At 55.4% G+C, this 16941-nt stretch carries 17 protein-coding genes and 1 tRNA gene; all 18 read left to right on the forward strand.

All coding sequences use genetic code 11. The annotated features are described in order from the left end of the window. The first annotated feature begins 26 nt into the window (after positions 1–26). The 18 genes from QMG15_RS03890 to nuoN all read left to right on the forward strand — a co-directional run bounded on the left by QMG15_RS03890 (position 27) and on the right by nuoN (position 16907). On the forward strand, positions 27–1028 hold the full coding sequence (locus tag QMG15_RS03890; RefSeq protein ID WP_281790071.1) for an NAD(P)H-quinone oxidoreductase: 1002 nt from the start codon (positions 27–29) through the stop codon (positions 1026–1028). Beyond that, positions 1028–1786 carry a triose-phosphate isomerase gene (gene tpiA / locus QMG15_RS03895; RefSeq protein WP_281789598.1) on the forward strand — a complete coding sequence of 253 codons (759 nt, stop codon included), beginning with the start codon at positions 1028–1030 and terminating at the stop codon, positions 1784–1786. Before QMG15_RS03890 ends, tpiA begins: the two co-directional genes overlap by 1 nt. 25 nt (positions 1787–1811) lie before the next feature. Further along, positions 1812–2150 carry a preprotein translocase subunit SecG gene (gene secG, locus QMG15_RS03900; RefSeq protein WP_108359120.1) on the forward strand — a complete coding sequence of 113 codons (339 nt, stop codon included), beginning with the start codon at positions 1812–1814 and terminating at the stop codon, positions 2148–2150. Between the two features lie 109 nt (positions 2151–2259). After that, positions 2260–2344: transfer RNA gene (locus QMG15_RS03905), tRNA-Leu, on the forward strand. Between the two features lie 89 nt (positions 2345–2433). Beyond that, positions 2434–2793, forward strand: a complete 360-nt coding sequence (locus tag QMG15_RS03910; protein ID WP_108359119.1) for an NADH-quinone oxidoreductase subunit A — start codon at positions 2434–2436, stop codon at positions 2791–2793. A gap of 40 nt (positions 2794–2833) precedes the next feature. Continuing rightward, positions 2834–3310: an NADH-quinone oxidoreductase subunit B gene (locus tag QMG15_RS03915; protein WP_100132916.1), complete on the forward strand. Its 477-nt coding sequence runs from the start codon at positions 2834–2836 to the stop codon at positions 3308–3310. Positions 3311–3334: 24 nt separating this feature from the next. Next, entirely contained in the window at positions 3335–3946 is a 612-nt protein-coding gene (locus tag QMG15_RS03920) for an NADH-quinone oxidoreductase subunit C (protein WP_281789599.1), read from the forward strand. 2 nt (positions 3947–3948) lie between these two features. Beyond that, positions 3949–5202, forward strand: a complete 1254-nt coding sequence (locus tag QMG15_RS03925; protein ID WP_281789600.1) for an NADH-quinone oxidoreductase subunit D — start codon at positions 3949–3951, stop codon at positions 5200–5202. Beyond that, a complete protein-coding gene (nuoE, locus tag QMG15_RS03930) occupies positions 5199–5714 on the forward strand; it encodes an NADH-quinone oxidoreductase subunit NuoE (RefSeq protein WP_108359116.1) in 516 nt (171 codons plus the stop codon). Before QMG15_RS03925 ends, nuoE begins: the two co-directional genes overlap by 4 nt. Before the next feature lie 2 nt (positions 5715–5716). Further along, positions 5717–7069, forward strand: a complete 1353-nt coding sequence (gene nuoF, locus QMG15_RS03935; RefSeq protein WP_281789601.1) for an NADH-quinone oxidoreductase subunit NuoF — start codon at positions 5717–5719, stop codon at positions 7067–7069. Positions 7070–7083: 14 nt separating this feature from the next. After that, complete coding sequence (nuoG, locus tag QMG15_RS03940) at positions 7084–9207, forward strand: NADH-quinone oxidoreductase subunit NuoG (protein ID WP_281789602.1); 2124 nt, start codon at positions 7084–7086, stop codon at positions 9205–9207. Beyond that, positions 9207–10289, forward strand: a complete 1083-nt coding sequence (gene nuoH / locus QMG15_RS03945; RefSeq protein WP_281789603.1) for an NADH-quinone oxidoreductase subunit NuoH — start codon at positions 9207–9209, stop codon at positions 10287–10289. Before nuoG ends, nuoH begins: the two co-directional genes overlap by 1 nt. 15 nt (positions 10290–10304) lie before the next feature. Beyond that, positions 10305–10817, forward strand: a complete 513-nt coding sequence (nuoI, locus tag QMG15_RS03950) for an NADH-quinone oxidoreductase subunit NuoI (protein ID WP_281789604.1) — start codon at positions 10305–10307, stop codon at positions 10815–10817. 11 nt (positions 10818–10828) lie between these two features. Next, on the forward strand, positions 10829–11575 hold the full coding sequence (locus QMG15_RS03955; RefSeq protein WP_281790072.1) for an NADH-quinone oxidoreductase subunit J: 747 nt from the start codon (positions 10829–10831) through the stop codon (positions 11573–11575). After that, a complete protein-coding gene (gene nuoK, locus QMG15_RS03960) occupies positions 11572–11880 on the forward strand; it encodes an NADH-quinone oxidoreductase subunit NuoK (RefSeq protein ID WP_104799163.1) in 309 nt (102 codons plus the stop codon). Before QMG15_RS03955 ends, nuoK begins: the two co-directional genes overlap by 4 nt. A gap of 6 nt (positions 11881–11886) precedes the next feature. Beyond that, on the forward strand, positions 11887–13914 hold the full coding sequence (gene nuoL, locus QMG15_RS03965; protein ID WP_281789605.1) for an NADH-quinone oxidoreductase subunit L: 2028 nt from the start codon (positions 11887–11889) through the stop codon (positions 13912–13914). A gap of 12 nt (positions 13915–13926) precedes the next feature. After that, positions 13927–15405, forward strand: a complete 1479-nt coding sequence (locus tag QMG15_RS03970; RefSeq protein ID WP_281789606.1) for an NADH-quinone oxidoreductase subunit M — start codon at positions 13927–13929, stop codon at positions 15403–15405. Positions 15406–15419: 14 nt separating this feature from the next. Beyond that, a complete protein-coding gene (gene nuoN / locus QMG15_RS03975; RefSeq protein WP_281789607.1) occupies positions 15420–16907 on the forward strand; it encodes an NADH-quinone oxidoreductase subunit NuoN in 1488 nt (495 codons plus the stop codon). The last annotated feature ends 34 nt before the right edge of the window (positions 16908–16941 follow it).

Below are 16941 nucleotides of genomic sequence, written 5' to 3' on the forward strand. Positions count from 1 at the left end.
AGGTTTGAGAGGCGGTCGCGCACATGATGCACATCGTTGAAATCACCACGCCCGGCGCCCCTGAGGTGCTGCGCGTGGCCCAGCGGCCCGTGCCGCTGGCGGGTGAGGGTGAATTGCTGATTCGTGTCAGCGCCAGTGGCGTCAACCGCCCTGACGTGCTGCAGCGAACCGGCAATTACCCCGTGCCCGCTGGCGCATCGGATGTGCCGGGCCTGGAGGTGGCAGGTGTCATTGAATCGGGTGATGCAGCGGCGATGGCTGCTGCTGGCCTGAGCGTGGGTGACCGTGTGTGTGCCTTGGTGGCCGGTGGTGGCTATGCGCAGTATTGCGTGGCGCCTGTGGCGCAGTGTTTGCCAGTGCCCAAAGGGTTGAGTGATGTTGAAGCGGCTTCGTTGCCTGAGACATTCTTTACCGTTTGGAGCAATGTGTTTGACCGTGCGCATTTGCAATCGGGCGAAACCTTGCTCGTGCAGGGGGGCTCTAGCGGCATTGGTGTGACGGCGATTCAAATGGCCAAGGCCATGGGAGCCACTGTCATCGTCACTGCGGGTAGCGACGACAAGTGTGCTGCGTGCGTGGCGCTGGGTGCTGACCATGCGATCAACTACAAAACCCACGACTTTGCGGCCGAGGCCAAGCGCCTGACCGGTGGCAAAGGCGTGGATGTGGTGCTCGACATGGTGGCTGGCGACTATGTGGCACGTGAAGTGGAATGCTTGGCAGAGGATGGCCGTTTGGTCATCATCGCGTTGCAAGGTGGTACCAAGAGCAGCTTCAACGCAGGTTTGGTGCTGCGCCGTCGTTTGAGCATCACGGGTTCGACCTTGCGTCCACGCTCGGTGGCCTTCAAAGCAGCGATTGCACGCAATTTGCGCGAGCATGTGTGGCCGTTGATCGAAGCCGGGCGCATCAAGTCTGTGATTCACGCCACATTTGAGGCGGCTTCTACCGATGGTGCTGCCAATGCGCACCGTTTGATGGAGTCCAATCAACACATTGGCAAGATTGTTTTGACTTGGAGTAAGTGATGAAACAAAAACTTATTGCGGGTAATTGGAAGATGAATGGCAGCCTGGCTGCCAACGAAGCTTTGGTGCACGGTGTGCAGCAGGGCTTGGCGCAAGCCTTGGGTGGTAAACACGCCCAGGTCGCGGTGTGTGTGCCTGCGGCGTATTTGTCGCAAGTGCAGCAGTTGGTCAAAGGCTCGGGCGTTGACTTGGGTTCACAAGATGTGTCGGCGCACGAGCAGGGCGCTTATACGGGTGAAATTTCGGCTGCGATGCTGAAAGACTTTGCGGTGCGTTACGCCATCGTCGGTCATTCAGAGCGTCGCCAATACCACGGTGAAACCGATGAGCAAGTGGCGCACAAAGCGCAACGCGCGCTGTCGGCGGGCATCACGCCCATCGTGTGTGTGGGCGAGACTTTGGCTGAGCGCGAAGCGGGCAAAACCGAAGAAGTGGTCAAGCGACAATTGGCCGCTGTGATTCATACCAACGGCCATTGCATCAGCGAAATCGTGGTGGCTTACGAGCCCGTTTGGGCCATTGGCACAGGTAAAACGGCCTCGCCAGCGCAAGCGCAAGCGGTACATGCCGTGTTGCGTGCGCAGCTCAAAGCGGCGACCGAGCATTCTGAGCGCGTGCACATTCTGTACGGTGGCAGCATGAACGCGGCCAATGCGACTGAATTGCTGGCGCAACCCGACATTGATGGCGGCCTGATTGGTGGCGCAGCTCTCAAGCCTGCAGATTTCTTAACCATCATCGCTGCTGCGGCACGTTGAAATTAATACATTTTTCGGAGTTTTTATGAGTTTGATTTTGAATATCGTTCAAGTGGTTCAGTTGTTGGCTGCATTGGGCATGATTGGTTTGATCTTGGTTCAGCACGGCAAAGGTGCGGACATGGGCGCTGCTTTCGGCAGTGGCAGCTCTGGCAGCTTGTTTGGTGCCAGCGGTGGTGCTAACTTTATGTCGCGCACGACGGGTGTGTTGGCTGCTGTTTTCTTTGTCTGTACATTGGCTTTGGCTTACTTTGGTAACTTGCGTCCTGTCAGCTCTGGCAGCGTGCTCGAAGGTGCTGTGGTTGCCCCTGCGCCAGTGGCCGAAGTGCCTGCCTCTGGTGCGGCGCAAATCCCCACCAAGTAATCGCAAAACCTTCACGCTTCAGAGCGAATGGGGCCCTTTTTCGGGGTAAACTCTGAGGCTGTTCAGGAAGCGTTATCCCTCTTCGCTTTTGTAGAACAAACAACCCAAAGCCGTCGTGGTGAAATTGGTAGACACGCTATCTTGAGGTGGTAGTGGCGAAAGCTGTGCGAGTTCGAGTCTCGCCGACGGCACCATCCAAAAAAAGTCTGCTGTAACTCTGGTGTCAACCAGTTACGGCAGACTTCGCAGACTAAAAACCAGATAGTCAGACCGCGAGATTGAGATGAGCTTAGAACAATACCTTCCCGTCCTCTTATTCATCCTTGTGGGCCTTGGCGTGGGGGTTGCTCCCCAAGCGATCGGCTTTTTCTTAGGCCCACGCCGTCCTGATCCGGCCAAAAACTCCCCTTACGAATGCGGCTTCGAAGCGTTTGAAGACGCGCGCATGAAGTTTGATGTGCGCTACTACTTGATTGCCATCCTCTTCATTTTGTTTGATTTGGAAATCGCATTTTTGTTCCCTTGGGCCGTGGCGCTCAAGGAAATTGGTTTCATTGGCTTCATCGACATGATGATCTTCCTTGCCATCCTCGTTGCAGGCTTTGCCTACATGTGGATCAAGGGTGCCATCGATTGGGAGTAACCCAATCGGCTCTCTGTCCTATTGGGAATAAGGAATAACTATGTCACTTGAAGGCGTTTTCAAAGAAGGCTTCATCACCACGTCGTATGACTCGGTGGTGAATTGGGCCAAAACGGGCTCGTTGTGGCCCATGACATTCGGTTTGGCTTGCTGCGCGGTTGAGATGATGCATGCGGGTGCTGCCCGTTATGACATCGACCGCTTCGGCATGTTGTTCCGTCCAAGTCCCCGTCAGTCCGATCTGATGATCGTGGCTGGCACCTTGTGTAACAAGATGGCCCCCGCTTTGCGTAAGGTGTATGACCAAATGTCTGAGCCACGTTGGGTGTTGTCCATGGGTTCGTGCGCCAACGGCGGTGGTTACTACCACTACAGCTACTCAGTGGTGCGCGGTTGTGACCGCGTCGTGCCTGTGGATGTGTACGTGCCAGGCTGCCCGCCCACGGCTGAGGCTTTGTTGTACGGCATCTTGCAGCTGCAAAGCAAGATCCGCCGCGAAAACACCATCGCACGCTAATTGCACATTGCGTAGGAAAGACAAATGAGCCATTCCATTCAAACGCTTGAAGCGGCCTTGCACGACGTGCTGGGCAGCAAAGTCAAGCTTCTCGAATCCGCTTTGGGCGAATTGACCTTGACGGTCTCTGCGGCCGATTACCACGGTGTGTGCCAAACCCTGCGCGACGATACGCGTCTGGGTTTTGAGCAGTTGATGGACCTGTGTGGTCTGGACTACTCGGGCTACAAAGACGGAGCCCATTCCAAATTCACCGATGGCCCCCGCTTTGCGGTGGTCAACCATTTGCTCTCGGTGACTCACAACTGGCGCCTGCGCGTGCGTGTGTTCGCTGTGAGTGAAGACGTGCCTGTGGTTGCTTCTGTCAACGACTTGTGGAACTCTGCCAACTGGTTCGAGCGCGAAGCGTTTGACTTGTTCGGCATCGTGTTCGAAGGTCACCTCGACTTGCGTCGTTTGTTGACCGATTACGGCTTTGTGGGGCATCCCTTCCGTAAAGATTTTCCAACCTCGGGTCACGTCGAAATGCGTTACGACGCCGAGCAAAAACGTGTGGTGTACCAACCCGTCACCATCGAGCCGCGCGAAATCACGCCGCGCATCATTCGTGAAGACAACTACGGTGGTACGCACTGACCATGGCTGATATCAAGAACTACACCCTGAACTTGGGCCCTCAACATCCTGCAGCACACGGCGTGCTGCGTTTGGTGTTGGAACTCGACGGCGAAGTGGTCCAACGCGCTGACCCCCATATCGGCTTGTTGCACCGCGCCACTGAAAAGTTGGCCGAGAGCAAAACCTACATCCAATCGTTGCCTTACATGGACCGTCTTGACTACGTGTCCATGATGTGTAACGAGCACGCTTACTGCTTGGCCATCGAAAAAATGATGGGCATTGAAGTGCCAGAGCGTGCGCAGTACATCCGCGTGATGTATTCCGAAATCACCCGTTTGCTCAACCACTTGTTGTGGTTGGGCTGCCATGGTTTCGACTGCGGCGCGATGAACATCTTGATTTACTGCTTCCGCGAACGTGAAGACTTGTTCGACATGTACGAAGCGGTGTCGGGTGCGCGCATGCATGCGGCTTACTTCCGTCCAGGTGGCGTGTACCGCGACCTGCCAGACAGCATGCCTCAGTACAAGGCCAGCAAAGTGCGCAATGCCAAATCGGTGGCGCGTTTGAACGAAGGCCGTTCAGGTTCTTTGCTCGACTTCATCGACGATTTCACACAACGCTTCCCCAAGTTGGTGGACGAGTACGAAACCCTGTTGACTGAAAACCGCATTTGGAAACAACGCACGGTCGGTATCGGCGTGGTCACACCAGAGCGAGCGAAAAACCTCGGTTTCTCGGGCGCGATGTTGCGCGGCTCAGGCATCGCTTGGGACTTGCGCAAGCACCAGCCTTATGACGTGTATGACCGCATGGACTTCGATATTCCTGTGGGCAAAACCGGTGACTGCTACGACCGCTATTTGGTGCGCGTTGAAGAGTTGCGTCAGTCCAACCGCATCATCAAGCAGTGCGTGGACTGGTTGCGTGCCAACCCTGGTCCTGTCATCACCGACAACCACAAAGTGGCCGCTCCTAGCCGTGAAGGCATGAAGTCCAACATGGAAGAGTTGATCCACCACTTCAAACTCTTCACAGAAGGTTTCCACGTGCCCGAAGGCGAGGCTTATGCCGCCGTCGAGCATCCCAAGGGTGAGTTTGGTATCTACCTCGTGAGCGATGGTGCCAACAAGCCCTACCGTATGAAGATTCGCGCCCCTGGTTTTGCCCACTTGGCAGCCATGGATGAAATGGCGCGCGGCCACATGATCGCTGACACCGTCGCGGTCATTGGCACCATGGACATTGTGTTCGGGGAAATTGACCGATGAGTTCTGTAAACACCCACCACAGCGCACCGCTGTCGGCCGAGACCCACGCGCGTTTTGTGCGTGAAGTTGCCAAATACCCAGACGATCAGAAGCAATCTGCCGTCATGGCTTGCTTGTCCATTGCGCAGCAAGAACAGGGCTTTGTCAGCGCCGAAAGCGAGCGCGTGATTGCTGAGTTGCTCGGCATGGCCCCCATGGCTGTGCACGAAGTGACCACCTTCTACAACATGTACAACCAACAACCGGTTGGCAAGTTCAAGATCAACGTGTGTACCAACCTGCCATGCCAGTTGCGCAACGGGCAGGGCGCTTTGATGCACTTGGTGAAAACCTTGGGTATTGAAGTTGGCGAGACCACCGCTGATGGCATGTTCACCGTGCAACCTGGCGAATGCATGGGCGCTTGCGCTGATGCGCCTGTGTTGTTGGTGAACGACCGCACCATGTGCAGCTACATGAGCGACGACAAGATCGACCAAATGGTCGCAGGCTTGCGCGCGGTGAAGGAATAAGCATGACTACCTCTAGCCAAGCTTTACAAGTTCTCTCTCAATTCCAAACGACCGCGGTGGAAACATGTTTCCACGACCGTCACATCGGCCCCCAAATTTTGGCTGGCTTGAACGGTAACAACTGGTCGTTGCAAGACTACGTCGCACGCGGTGGCTACCAAGCCCTGCGCAAAATTTTGACCACAGCCATGACGCAAGACGAAGTCATTGCTACTGTCAAAGAATCTGGTTTGCGTGGTCGTGGCGGTGCGGGCTTCCCCACAGGTTTGAAGTGGAGCTTCATGCCCCGCCAGTTCCCAGGTCAAAAGTACTTGGTCTGTAACTCAGACGAGGGCGAGCCCGGGACTTGCAAAGACCGCGAGATCTTGCAGCACAACCCGCACATCGTGATTGAAGGTATGGCCATCGCCGCTTTTGCCATGGGCATCAGCGTGGGCTACAACTACATCCACGGCGAAATCTTCCAAACCTACGAGCGTTTTGAAGCCGCCCTCGAAGAAGCCCGCGCTGCTGGTTTCTTGGGTGACAACATTTTGGGTTCGACGTTCAGCTTCCAGCTGCACGCCGCCCACGGTTTTGGCGCTTACATCTGCGGCGAAGAAACCGCTTTGTTGGAATCGCTCGAAGGTAAAAAAGGCCAACCCCGTTTCAAGCCACCGTTCCCAGCGAGCTTTGGTTTGTACGGCAAGCCCACCACCATCAACAACACCGAAACATTCGCAGCGGTGCCTTGGATCATCAACAACGGTGGTCAGGCTTACCTCGAATGCGGCAAGCCCAACAACGGCGGCACCAAGATCTTCTCGGTCAGCGGTGACGTCGAGCGTCCTGGCAACTACGAAATCCCGATGGGCACACCGTTCTCCAAACTGTTGGAGTTGGCCGGTGGCGTTCGCAAAGGTCGCAAGCTCAAGGCTGTGATCCCTGGCGGTTCGTCTTCGCCGGTGTTGCCTGCCGACATCATCATGGACTGCACCATGGACTACGACAGCATCGCCAAAGCGGGTTCGATGTTGGGTTCAGGCGCGGTGATCGTGTTGGACGACTCACGCTGCATGGTCAAGAGCCTGCAACGTTTGAGCTACTTCTACATGCACGAGTCATGCGGCCAATGCACACCTTGCCGTGAAGGCACAGGTTGGTTGTGGCGCATGGTCGACCGCATTGAGCGTGGTGAAGGCCGCGAAAGCGACTTGGCTTTGCTCGACAACGTGGCAGAAAACATCATGGGCCGCACGATTTGCGCCCTCGGAGACGCAGCAGCCATGCCCGTGCGCGGCATGATCAAGCACTTCCGCCATGAGTTTGAACACCACATCACGCACAAGACCTGCTCGGTCTCTGCCTACGTTTGACACGGATAAGTGCCATGATTGAAATCGAACTCGACGGTAAAAAGATTGACGTCCAAGAAGGCTGCATGATCATGCACGCAGCTGAAAAGGCCGGCACCTATATTCCGCACTTCTGCTATCACAAGAAACTCAGCATCGCGGCCAACTGCCGCATGTGCTTGGTGGATGTGGAGAAAGCTCCTAAGCCTATGCCTGCTTGCGCCACGCCCGTGACGCAAGGCATGATTGTTCGCACCAAGAGCGACAAAGCCATCAAGGCCCAACAGTCGGTGATGGAGTTTTTGCTCATCAACCACCCACTGGATTGCCCCATTTGCGACCAAGGCGGTGAGTGCCAGTTGCAAGACTTGGCGGTGGGCTACGGCGGTACCACTTCACGTTACGAAGAAGAAAAACGTGTGGTCAATCCCAAGGACGTCGGTCCTTTGGTGAGCATGCAAGAGATGAGCCGCTGTATCCAATGCACACGCTGCGTGCGCTTTGGTCAAGAAGTGGCTGGCATCATGGAGCTCGGCATGTCGCACCGCGGCGAGCACGCTCAGATTGAAACCTTCGTGGGTCAATCGGTCGACTCCGAGTTGTCGGGCAACATGATCGACATCTGCCCCGTGGGCGCGTTGACCAGCAAGCCATTCCGTTACAGCGCACGTACTTGGGAATTGAGCCGTCGCAAGTCGGTCAGCCCACACGATGCGACCGGCGCCAATTTGGTCGTTCAAGTCAAGAACAACAAAGTCATGCGTGTCGTGCCTTTGGAAAACGAAGACGTCAACGAATGCTGGATTGCTGACCGCGACCGTTTCAGCTACGAAGCTTTGGACAGCGCAGACCGCTTGACCAAGCCCATGCTCAAGCAAGGCGGCGAGTGGAAAGAAGTCGATTGGCAAACAGCCCTCGAGTACGTGGCCAACGGCTTGCAAGGCGTCAAAGCCCAGCACGGCCCACAAGCCATCGGCACGTTGGCCAGCCCACACAGCACAGCTGAAGAGTTGTACTTGGCCGCAGCGCTGACGCGCGGCTTGGGCAGCCAAAACATCGACACACGTTTGCGCGCTGCAGACTTCCAAACTGATGGCAAAGCCCGTTGGTTGGGCACTTCTGTGGCCTCTCTCACCACGCTGCAACGCGTCTTGGTGATTGGCTCAAACATCCGCAAAGACCAGCCTTTGTTGGCCCAACGTCTGCGCCAAGCTGTGCGCAACGGTGGCAAGGTCAACGCCCTGAACGCACAAGCCTACGACTGGGCCATGCCTGTGGCCAACACCTTGGTGGCAGACGCCGCCAACTGGGTGCAAGCCTTGGCTGACATCGCTGCTGCCGTCGGTGCTATCACGGGTGCGGCTGCGCCTGTGGCTGGCAACGCCAACAGTGCCGAAGCACAAGCCATCGCCAAGTCCTTGACAGGCGGTGAGCGCAAAGCCATTTTGTTGGGTAATGCAGCGGCGCATCACGCCAAAGCGTCTAGCTTGCTCAGCTTGGCCAACTGGATCGGTGCACAAACAGGCGCCACCGTGGGTTATCTCGGCGAAGCCGCCAACACCGTGGGTGCCCAAGTGGTGGGTGCCTTGCCAAAAGCGGGTGGTCAAAACGCTGGCCAAATGTTGGCAGGTGGTTTGAAGGCCGTGGTGTTGCTCAACACCGAACCCGCTTTCGACGCTGCCAACGGCGCTGCTGCGGCACAAGCCATCGGTCAAGCCGAAATGGTCGTCACCTTGTCGCCTTTCAAGGCCAATATGGACATCAGCGATGTGCTGTTGCCCATCTCGCCTTTCACTGAGACGGCTGGTACTTTCATCAACACCGAAGGTCGCGCACAAAGCTTCCACGGTGTGGTCAAGCCTTTGGGCGAGACACGCCCTGCATGGAAAGTCTTGCGCGTGTTGGGCTCGATGCTCCATGTGCCAGGCTTCGAATTCGAGACCATCGAAGAAGTGCGTGCCCAAGCGATTCCTGCCGACGTGCAAGCCTTGCTCTCCAATGCATGCACAGCCAGCGTGGACGTGAGCCCAGTTGCTGGTCAGCCTGCCTCTGCGGCGATTTACCAACTCGACAGCTTGGTGCGTCGCGCACCATCGCTGCAACTCACCGCTGATGCGAAGCAACCTGCGGTTGCGGCCCAGTCGCAAGGAGGCCTGTGATGGTTGACAACATTTACAACGCAGGCTTTGGCTTGATGTCTGATGTGTGGTGGACCACACTGGCATGGCCCGTTCTGTGGGCTTTGCTCAAGATCGTGGCGGTGCTGTTGCCTTTGCTCGGTTGCGTGGCTTACCTGACTTTGTGGGAACGCAAAGCCATTGGTTACACCCAAATCCGTAAAGGCCCCAACCGCACTGGCCCTGGTGGCTTGTTGCAGCCCATCGCTGACGCGCTGAAGTTGCTCACCAAAGAAATCATCATCCCGACTCAAGCGACCACCAGCTTGTTCTTCTTGGGCCCAATCATGACCATCATGCCAGCCTTGGCTGCATGGGCGGTGATTCCTTTTGGTCCTGACGTGGCTTTGGCCAACGTCAACGCTGGCTTGCTGTTCTTGATGGCCATCACCTCGCTTGAGGTGTACGGCGTCATCATCGCGGGTTGGGCGTCTAACTCTAAGTACGCTTTCATTGGCGCCATGCGCGCATCGGCCCAAATGGTGAGCTACGAAATTGCCATGGGCTTTTGCTTCGTGATCGTCTTGATGATCTCGAACAGCTTGAACATGACCGACATCGTCATGGGCCAAGCCAAAGGCATGATGGCTGACAAGGGCTTGGGCTTCTTGTCTTGGAACTGGTTGCCTTTGTTCCCCGTGTTCATCATTTACTTCATCTCCGGTTTGGCAGAAACCAACCGTCACCCGTTTGACGTGGTGGAAGGTGAATCCGAAATTGTGGCTGGCCACATGATCGAATACTCGGGCATGTCTTTCGCCATGTTCTTCTTGGCTGAATACGCCAACATGATCTTGGTCTCGATGTTGACCGTGGTGATGTTCTTGGGCGGCTGGTTGTCACCCATCGACAACGCACTGTTCAACATGATCCCTGGCTGGATTTGGCTCGGGCTTAAGACCTTCGTGGTCGTGACCATGTTCTTGTGGGTGCGTGCCACGTTCCCACGTTATCGCTATGACCAAATCATGCGTTTGGGTTGGAAGATCTTCATTCCGCTCACCCTGATCTGGTTGTTGGTGGTGGGTGTTTGGATTCAAACACCTTGGAATATCTGGAACTAAGGCCGGAAACACACCATGACAACGACTACACAATCCGTTCCTTTCTCGTTGCGCGACTTTTTGTCGAGCTTCCTCTTGATCGAGCTGTTCAAAGGCATGGCCCTCACCGGCAAGTACATGTTCTCGCGCAGCATCACCATTCAGTTCCCGGAAGAGAAGACACCTTTGTCTCCGCGCTTCCGTGGCCTGCATGCTTTGCGTCGTTATGAAAACGGCGAAGAGCGTTGCATTGCTTGCAAACTTTGCGAAGCCGTGTGCCCAGCGATGGCGATCACCATCGAATCAGACCAGCGCGAAGACGGCAGCCGCCGTACCACCCGCTACGACATCGACTTGACCAAGTGCATCTTCTGCGGTTTCTGCGAAGAAAGCTGCCCCGTTGATTCGATCGTTGAAACACACATCTTTGAGTACCACGGCGAAAAACGCGGTGACCTGTACTTCACCAAAGAAATGTTGTTGGCAGTGGGCGACCGCTACGAACCCGAAATCGCTGCCAACAAAGCAGCTGACGCCAAATACCGTTGAAAGATTTCATGATGGACGTTCAATCGGCTCTTTTTTACGCGTTCTCAGCAGTCATGCTGTTTGCGTCATTCCGCGTCATCACGGCGCGCAACCCTGTGCACGCCGCGCTGTACCTGGTCTTGGCCTTCTTCCAAGCCTCGGGTATCTGGATGTTGCTCAAAGCAGAATTCCTCTCCATCGCCCTCGTGCTCGTGTACGTGGGCGCGGTGATGGTCTTGTTCTTGTTCGTGGTGATGATGCTTGACATCAACATCGACAGCATTCGCCAAGGCTTCTGGAAGCATTTCCCACTCGCAGCCACTGTGGGTGCAGTGATTGCTCTGGAATTGGCCGCTGTGTTGTTGGGTGGTTTCCGCATCAGCGAACCTCAAAAACAACTGGCTGCACAAGTCATTTCACCAGCGGCTGTCACGGCTGTGGCGCCGGTGGATGTGGCTTCTGCCACGGTCAACGCTGCATCCGCTGTTTTGCCTGCTGTAGATGTGGGCCACGTGGTGGTGGCGCAAGCTTCTAACACCAAAGCCTTGGGTGTGTTGCTCTACACCGAGTACCTGTACCCCGTGCAAGTGGCGGCATTGATTTTGTTGGTGGCTTTGATTGCTGCCATCGCTTTGACTTTGCGCGCACGCAAAGACAGCAAATTCCAAAACGCGGGCGACCAAGTTCGCGTCAAGGCCCGTGACCGTGTGACGTTGGTGAAGATGGATGCGGTCAAACCCGCGCCTGCAGCACCCGCCGCCGAGGAGACAAAAGCATGAGCATCACCTTAGGCCATTACCTCACGCTGGGTGCGATTCTGTTCGCGCTCTCCGTGATCGGCATCTTCTTGAACCGTAAAAACTTGATCGTCTTGTTGATGGCGATTGAATTGATGTTGCTCGCGGTCAACATGAACTTCGTGGCGTTCTCGCACTACTTGGGTGACTTGAACGGCCAAATCTTTGTTTTCTTCATCTTGACCGTGGCGGCTGCTGAATCTGCCATCGGCTTGGCGATTCTGGTGCAGTTGTTCCGCAACAAGTCCAGCATCAACGTGGATGAACTCAACACGCTCAAGGGTTAATTCATCATGTCACAAACCCTGCAAGCTTCTACATTGTTGGCAGTGCCCATGGCACCGCTGGTGGGTTCGGCCTTGGCTGGTATTTTTGGTACGCGCTTTGGCGGTAACAAAATTGGCCGCGGCTTGACCCACTCACTCACCATCTTGGGCGTGTTCATCGCCTTCGTGTTGTCTGCCATGACGCTGCAAAGCGTCGCCATGGACGGCGCACGTTTCAACGAAACCCTCTATACATGGATGGTGGTGGGCGATTTGAAAATGGAAATCGGCTTCATGGTCGATGGCCTGACCGCCATGATGATGTGCGTCGTGACCTTTGTGTCATTGATGGTTCACCTCTACACCATTGGCTACATGCAAGAGGACGAAGGCTACAACCGCTTCTTCTCGTACATCTCTTTGTTCACCTTCTCCATGTTGATGCTCGTCATGAGCAACAACATGCTGCAACTGTTCTTCGGTTGGGAAGCTGTGGGCTTGGTGTCTTATTTGTTGATCGGTTTCTGGTTCAACAAACCCACAGCGATCTTCGCGAACATGAAAGCCTTCTTGGTCAACCGCGTGGGTGACTTCGGCTTCATCTTGGGCATTGGTTTGATCGCGGCCTACGGCGGCACTTTGAACTACACCGAAGCTTTCGCTAAGGCTGGTGAATTGGGCGCACTCACATTTCCTGGCACCGATTGGATGCTGGTGACGGTGATTTGTATCTGCTTGTTTATCGGCGCGATGGGTAAGTCGGCTCAGTTCCCACTGCACGTCTGGTTGCCTGATTCGATGGAAGGCCCCACACCGATCTCTGCGTTGATTCACGCAGCGACCATGGTGACGGCCGGCATCTTCATGGTCACCCGCATGTCGCCTTTCTTTGAATTGTCAGACACTGCGCTGAACTTCATCTTGGTGATCGGTGCCATCACAGCCTTGTTCATGGGCTTCTTGGGTCTGATCCAAAACGACATCAAGCGCGTTGTGGCTTATTCCACACTGTCGCAACTCGGTTACATGACTGTGGCTTTGGGCGCTTCTGCTTATTCAGTGGCCGTGTTCCACTTGATGACCCACGCGTTCTTCAAGGCGTTGTTGTTCCTTGGTGCCGGTTCCGTCATCATGGGTATGCACCACAACCAAGACATCCGTTGGATGGGCGGCGTGCGCAAGTACATGCCCATCACTTGGATCACTTCGTTGTTGGGTTCGCTGGCTTTGATCGGTACACCGTTCTTCTCTGGCTTCTATTCCAAAGACAGCATCATCGAAGCTGTGGCTGAAAGCACCTTGCCTGGTGCTGGCTTCGCCCACTTCGCGGTGTTGGCTGGCGTGTTCGTCACAGCGTTCTACTCGTTCCGCATGTACTTCCTCGTGTTCCACGGCGAAGAGCGTTACGACCAAAACCCTGACGCACACCACGGCCACGATGACCACCATGGTCACGACGATCATGGCCATGACCACGGTCCACACGAGTCCCCATGGGTGGTGACGGTGCCTTTGGTCTTGCTCGCCATTCCTTCTGTGCTGATTGGCTTCTACACGATTGGCCCCCTGTTGTACGGTGAGTTCTTCAGCGACGCCATCTTCATCAACGCCGACAAGCATCCCGTGATGCACGAGTTGGCCCATGAATACCACGGCGCTGTCGCTATGGCCTTGCACGCCCTCAGCACAGCACCGTTCTGGTTGGCTGTGGCCGGTGTGGCAACGTCTTACTACATGTACATGATCAACCCAGCTGTGCCTGCGGCGATCAAACGCGTGTGCCACCCCATCTATGTCTTGTTCGAGAACAAGTACTACTTGGATTGGTTCAACGAAAACGTCTTGGCCCGTGGCGCACGCGCTTTGGGTACCGGTTTGTGGAAGGGCGGCGACCAAGCCATCATCGAAGGTGGTGTGGTGAACGCTTCTTGGAAGTTGGTGGGTTGTGTGTCTTCATGGACACGTCAGTTGCAAACTGGCTACCTCTACCACTATGCCTTGGTCATGATCCTTGGCGTGTTCTTGCTGATGACGTGGTTCGTCTGGCTCAAATAAGGAGAATAAAAAATGGGTTTATTGAGCCTTGCCATTTGGACGCCAATTCTGTTTGGTGTCATCTTGCTCGCCTTCGGGCGTGACGAACATGCGAAAGTGGTGCGTTGGATCGCGTTGATCGGTTCTGTGGTCAGCTTGGCTGTCACCTTGCCTTTGTTCAACCAATTCGATGTCTCTACGTCAGCACTGCAATTTGTTGAAAAGTCGATGTGGATCGAGCGCTTCAATGTGTTCTACCACCTCGGTGTGGACGGCTTGTCCTTGTGGTTCGTGTTGCTGACTGCTTTCATCACCGTGATCGTTGTGATCGCGGGCTGGGAAGTGATCACCGAGCGTGTGAACCAATACATGGGCGCGTTCTTGATCTTGAGCGGTTTGATGATCGGCGTGTTCAGCGCGGCCGACGGCATGCTGTTCTATGTGTTCTTCGAAGCCACGCTGATTCCGATGTACTTGATCATCGGTGTGTGGGGCGGCCCCAACAAAATCTACGCTGCGTTCAAGTTCTTCTTGTACACGTTGCTGGGTTCTTTGTTGATGTTGATCGCCTTGATCTATCTGTATACCCAATCGGGCGGAAGCTTTGATTTGGCTGTTTGGCACAAACTGCCATTGCCAGCCAATGCGCAAACCTTGTTGTTCTTTGCCTTCTTTGCTGCGTTTGCGGTGAAGGTTCCCATGTGGCCTGTGCACACCTGGTTGCCAGACGTGCACGTGGAAGCGCCTACCGGTGGTTCTGCTGTGCTGGCTGCGATCATGTTGAAGCTCGGTGCTTATGGTTTCTTGCGCTTCTCAATGCCCATCGCACCTGATGCGGCACACGAATACGCTTGGCTCATGATTGCTTTGTCGCTCGTGGCCGTGGTCTACGTGGGCTTGGTGGCCATGGTGCAAGAAGACATGAAAAAGCTGGTGGCTTATTCATCCGTGGCGCACATGGGCTTCGTGACTTTGGGCTTCTTCATCTTCAACGACATCGGTGTGTCTGGCGCTGTGGTGCAAATGATTGCCCACGGCTTTGTGTCTGCCGCCATGTTCTTGTCAATTGGCGTGTTGTACGACCGCATGCACTCGCGTGAAATCGCCGCCTACGGTGGCGTGGTCAACACCATGCCCAAGTTCGCTGCCTTCGCTTTGTTGTTCGGTATGGCCAATTGCGGCTTGCCAGGCACCGCAGGTTTCGTGGGCGAGTGGATGGTCATCTTGGGTGCCATCAAATACAACTTCTGGGTTGGCTTTGCTGCTGCCTCAGCCTTGATCTTCGGCGCGGCTTACACCTTGTGGATGATCAAGCGCGTGTATCTGGGCCCTGTGGGCAATGACCACGTCAAAGAGTTGACCGACATCAACGGCCGTGAGTTCGTGATGTTGGCCTTGTTGGCAATCGCCGTGTTGGCCATGGGTATCTTCCCCAAGCCCTTCACCGATGTGATGGATGTGTCCGTGGCTGACTTGCTCAAGCACGTGGCCATCTCCAAGTTGCCCCAATAAAGAGGGATTGAAAAATGTTTGAAAAACTGAGCATCGCTGCGGTTTATCCCGAAATGCTGTTGGCTGTCATGGCCATCGTCATTGCGATGGTGGACTTGTTCGTCAAGTGCCCACGTCGCACCACCACTTACGCTTTGTCGCTCCTCACCATCGGTGTGGTCGCGTACTTGGAAGCCGTTGCCGCCACACAAGGCCAAACGGTTTATAGCTTCGGCAATATGGTGGTCTCTGACCCCATGGGCAGCTGGCTCAAGTGCTTTGCAGCTTTGGCTGTGATGGTCACTTTGGTCTACGGCCGTCCTTATGCTGCTGAGCGCGACATGTTGCGCGGCGGCGAGTTGTTCACCTTGGGTTTGTTTGCTTTGCTGGGCATGTTCGTCATGATCTCGGGCAACAACTTCCTCGTGTTGTACCTCGGCTTGGAATTGCTGACTTTGTCTAGCTACGCCATGGTGGCCTTGCGCCGCGACAGCGCCGTGGCCAGCGAAGCTGCGATGAAATACTTTGTGTTGGGTGCGATGGCCAGCGGCTTCTTGCTCTATGGCTTGTCCATGTTGTACGGCGCCACAGGCTCGCTCGACATCAGCACCGTGTTCAAGGCTGTGGCCTCGGGTCAAATCAAGCACCAAGTGTTGGTGTTGGGCTTGGTCTTCGTGGTCTGCGGTTTGGCATTCAAATTTGGTGTGGTGCCTTTCCACATGTGGATCCCTGACGTTTACCAAGGCGCACCCACAGCCATCACCTTGATGATTGGTGGCGCGCCTAAGTTGGCCGCATTTGCCATGACCATCCGTTTGTTGGTGGAAGGCTTGTTGCCCTTGGCCGTGGACTGGCAGCAAATGTTGATGGTCTTGGCCATCTCATCCTTGCTAATTGGTAACTTGGCCGCAGTGGCGCAAACCAACCTCAAGCGCATGTTGGCCTTCTCGACCATTGCCCAAATGGGTTTTGTGTTGATTGGTTTGCTCTCTGGCGTGGTCAATGGCAACACTGCCGCTGCGGCCAATGCCTACAGCTCATCCATGTTCTACGTCATCACCTATGTGCTGACCACCTTGGCCACCTTCGGCATCATCTTGTTGTTGGCCCGTGAAGGTTTTGAAAGCGAAGAAATTGCTGACCTCGCTGGCTTGAACCAACGCAGCCCCCTGTACGCAGGTGTGATGGCCGCTTGTATGTTCTCGTTGGCGGGTGTGCCACCCCTGGTTGGTTTCTATGCCAAGCTGTCGGTGTTGCAAGCCTTGATCGCTTCAGGCCAAGCCGGTGCGATTGTCTTGGCTGTGTTTGCTGTGATGATGTCGCTGATTGGTGCGTTCTACTACTTGCGCATCGTCAAGGTCATGTACTTTGACGCCCCCATCACGGCCACCACCGTGTCTGCTGGCAACGATGTGCGCGTGGTCTTGAGCCTCAACGGTGCCTTGATCTTGATCTTGGGCATCTTGCCCGGTGGTTTGATGGCCTTGTGTGCCAAAGCCATTGTGTCTACGCTGGGTACCTAAGCCCTTGCTACCTCACATAAGCCAGCTTTCGAGC

It is taken from the genome of Limnohabitans sp. INBF002, assembly GCF_027924905.1.
In the GTDB taxonomy this organism is placed as follows: Bacteria; Pseudomonadota; Gammaproteobacteria; order Burkholderiales; family Burkholderiaceae_C; genus Limnohabitans.